At 63.4% G+C, this 3,510-nt stretch carries 4 protein-coding genes; 1 reads left to right on the top strand and 3 read right to left on the bottom strand.

Annotated features, from left to right (window positions below):
* Positions 1 to 363: 363 nt before the first annotated feature.
* The 3 genes from VSX60_RS21995 to VSX60_RS21985 form a co-directional block, all read right to left on the bottom strand.
* Positions 364 to 810 carry a hypothetical protein gene (locus tag VSX60_RS21995; protein ID WP_327626373.1) on the bottom strand — a complete coding sequence of 149 codons (447 nt, stop codon included), beginning with the start codon at positions 808 to 810 and terminating at the stop codon, positions 364 to 366.
* Positions 811 to 899: 89 nt separating this feature from the next.
* Positions 900 to 1,259 (bottom strand): hypothetical protein, encoded by a 360-nt coding sequence (locus VSX60_RS21990; RefSeq protein ID WP_327626372.1) that lies wholly within the window; start codon positions 1,257 to 1,259, stop codon positions 900 to 902.
* Between the two features lie 17 nt (positions 1,260 to 1,276).
* Positions 1,277 to 1,612 carry a hypothetical protein gene (locus tag VSX60_RS21985; protein ID WP_327626371.1) on the bottom strand — a complete coding sequence of 112 codons (336 nt, stop codon included), beginning with the start codon at positions 1,610 to 1,612 and terminating at the stop codon, positions 1,277 to 1,279.
* A 657-nt stretch (positions 1,613 to 2,269) separates the two neighbouring features.
* Between VSX60_RS21985 and VSX60_RS21980 the strand changes: the two genes are divergently transcribed.
* A complete protein-coding gene (locus VSX60_RS21980) occupies positions 2,270 to 3,277 on the top strand; it encodes a helix-turn-helix domain-containing protein (protein ID WP_327626370.1) in 1,008 nt (335 codons plus the stop codon).
* Positions 3,278 to 3,510 lie beyond the last annotated feature (233 nt).

Raw genomic sequence — 3,510 nt, 5'->3', positions numbered from 1 at the left:
GCGTGCAGTCGGCAACATCTGCGACCTGTTCGAGCCCGAAGAATGTTGGAACTACCTCAAGGCCGCTGGCTATGTTGCAGATTAATCGCCTGACGCTCTAGTCTAGAGCGATAGGACTCCCACGATCACGGACGCGGTACGAAAAAACGCGGTTGAAGTACAGATCACGATCAACGTCCCCCAAGGGGGGGCAGTGCCCTCGCTATGGAGCCGCCTCGGATGGCCGCTAGTGGCGCTGAACTGCCGTTCGTTGGCGCCATAACAAATCACTGGTTTCGGTCACGACCTCGCCTTCAATCGGACAAACCGACGTCGTTCCGTCCCTCATGATCCGCTTCGATATAGCTCGCCACCCTCCGCCCCTCAATTATTGATCGCGATGATCCGCCAGCGGGCGCTGTTGCAGGCATTGTCGCCGCAGACCGCGGACAGCCACACCTCGCCGGCGCCGAACATGACGCCCTCGCTGTTCACGAACAGGTCGGCAAGGTTCTGGTCGGCCACCAGGGCCTGTGTTTCCGGCATGACGAGACTGTCGAAATTGTCGATCAGGTCCTGTGCCTCGAGAACGTCGTAGACCTCGCCATTCGCCCGGACGGTCAGCGGATAGGAGCCGAGCTTCGCCACCGCCGCCGCGTCACCGTCGGCCATCGACTGCTGCAGCCGGTCGAAGGCGTCGCCAAAGCCACGCGCATCGCCATGCAGGGATTCGATCTGGCTGAGGACGTCCTCGGCCGATTGCGCCATGGCCGACGGCGCGGCGAGAAAACCGCATGTCAACAGCAGGATAGCGGACGCAAGTCGGAACATGGAGGAGCACCGTCGTTTGGGAGAGGTCCAAGCGGGAAGGCAGCATCACCATCGGTGACCCGGCCTTCCCGTCGTCATGCTTCAGGGCTTCACTGCGGCGTCCATTCCTCGGTGCCGAGCGTCTTGGCGCCGAGATAGGTCCACACGCCTTTCCACTTGTCGTCCTCCGAGAACATCAGAGCGACGCCGGTGTCGTCTTTCTCGGCATAGCCGATCGCCAAGACGTCGTCGTCGCCGATGGCGGTGCCGGAAACCTTGCTGCCGTTGCCCAGCGTGTAAGTCAGCGTGAACGCATCGCCGATCTTGGCGACCAGCACGCTGGCCTCGTACTGGGTGCCGTCCGGGTTGACGCCGCTGATATCATAGCTGCCGGACGGGTCGGCGAGGGCAGGGCCGGCGATGCCGATGCCGGCCATGGCGACCAGGGCCGCGAAAAACGATGTTTTCATGAACTCTCTCCCTTTGCTCAATCGGTGAAATCGAACTGCGAGATCTCGCAGACATTGACGTTGCCCATGACGGCGCTGGACCCGTCTTCGAAGGTCGCCTTGAAGTCGAAGACGCAATCGCCGCTGCCGTCGTCGATATTCACGTCGACCGCTTCGCCGACCGCCAGCACGTCGACGCCGAGAATGTCCTCTTCCCAGTTGTTCGTGCCGGTGTTCGACGCGAAGAACTCGATCATCGCGGCGCTGCTGGCGTTGGTGACGGTGACTTCGCGATTTTCGGCGGAGGCAGCGCTCCCCAGCGACACGATGAGAGCCGCGGCGAGGGTGAGGCGAGAGAGCGACGAAAGCGACATAAGGCAGTCCTTGCTGAAGGTGAAGGCGGGACGTAGCCCGGTCGCAAGAAGGCATTGCCGTCGACGCGACAGTCGATTTTATCCAGTCGCCGAGAATCCGAATATATCCATCTGTCCATACTTCTTGGCTGCCGGTCCGGCCGTAATACCAACCTGCGGCGATAGGGACCTATTCGATGGCGCTGGACGGGCTTGTCCGGCCAGGAGCGACGCGCGGGTCGATGCGGCGCATCGGGCAAGCGGTGCGACGCCGTCCGGCAAGCCCGTTCAGCCCACNGGACCTATTCGATGGCGCTGGACGGGCTTGTCCGGCCAGGAGCGACGCGCGGGTCGATGCGGCGCATCGGGCAAGCGGTGCGACGCCGTCCGGCAAGCCCGTTCAGCCCACCGAAGGCCGGGCGCTCGCCGCGCCTGGCCTTCGTCGCGGGTCTCGCCCGATGCGCCGCATCGCGCGTCGTCCCGCTCCTCGCCACGCATCGGCGATCGTCCCGGTCGAATGGGTTCCTATCACCGCAGGTTGGTATAACGGCAAATTTGCCGGCGGCGCTCGCAAACCGATGGCGACGCCTGCGATACCTGCTAGAATGGAGGTGTCGTCGAAGCCCCATTTTCCCGGCGGCTCATCGTGGGATGTGTCCATCTATCGTAGAAATGAAGATGATCGCGGATCTTGTCTCGCAAGCGGCAGACGCTCTTCCTCCGCTCGACAGTATTGCCGAGACTTTGGTTGATCGGTCCGCGGTCTATCGGGCGCTGCTTGGCGATTTGTCCGACACAATCGTCGCCGGCCCGGAGTCGTTCGCTCAGGTGGAAACCCGACGACTGGGTTCGCTCGCTCTATATGAGTGCCGGCTTCATGACATGAGCCACGAGCGGCACGGGTTGTCCTCCAACGCCAACGGATACGTGTTTCTTCAGTTGGCCGTTTCCGGGACCCTGCGAGTCGAACTGCCGGACCGCCAGATCGAAATCCGCGATGGCGAAATTGCCCTGTTCGATCCCGGTCGGCCGCTGCGCATGTCGGCTGACCGCATCCATCTCATGACAGTCCGCCTGACGCCTGCGCTCCTCGAAGCGGCGGCGCCCCATGCGGCTAACCTGCATGGGACCGTGATCGAGGCGGCCCAGGCCAGCCTGCTCACGGATGTCACGGTCGCGCTGATGCGACACGCCCATGCTATCCCCGTCGCTGCGGGGGCCGGGGCGGTCCGTGCCTTCGGCGAACTCCTGGCCATCGCACTGCAAGCTCCGGCGGCTGCATCGAATGGCGACGCGCCGGGCGGCAAGAAGCTCGCGAGGGCACGCGCGCTGGTGGAAGCCAAGCTGACGGCCAAACATCTCAGCCCGACCATGATCGCGGCGGAATCCGGCCTCAGCCGCTCGACGCTCTATGAATTGTTCAAGCCGCTTGGCGGCGTCTCACACTACGTTCAGGCGCGACGCGCCGACCGCTTGCGGATGCTGCTCAGCCAACCCGGGGAAGTGCGAAGCATCGCGGAACTCGCCTTCGAGGCGGGCTTTGCCTCGGACAGCCACGCCAGCCGGACCTTCCGCGACCTGTTCGGCGTGTCGCCGGGCCGCTTTCGCCGCGACCACTTCGCCGTTGCGGCACAAGCGGACCTGCGCGCCGCAACCGCGTCGATGACCGCTGTTCGTCCGACCTGATGCCGAAATCGGCACGACTGGCTGCGCGTCTCTCGCACGCCCGGCCTTGGGCATGCCCTGAGGCTTGAGCATCGGACCACAAAATGGATCCGGTTTCTTGGTTGTTCCGATGCTCAATCAAAGTGTTAGAGCGTCAGGCGATTAATCTGCAACATAGCCAGCGGCCTTGAGGTAGTTCCAACATTCTTCGGGCTCGAACAGGTCGCAGATGTTGCCGACTGCACGCCAGAGAT

The organism is Aurantimonas sp. A3-2-R12 (genome assembly GCF_036016755.1).
Taxonomy (GTDB): domain Bacteria; phylum Pseudomonadota; class Alphaproteobacteria; order Rhizobiales; family Rhizobiaceae; genus Aurantimonas; species Aurantimonas coralicida_A.
The sequence above is the reverse complement of the archived record's forward strand: the minus strand, read 5'-3'. Positions and strand labels throughout refer to the sequence as shown.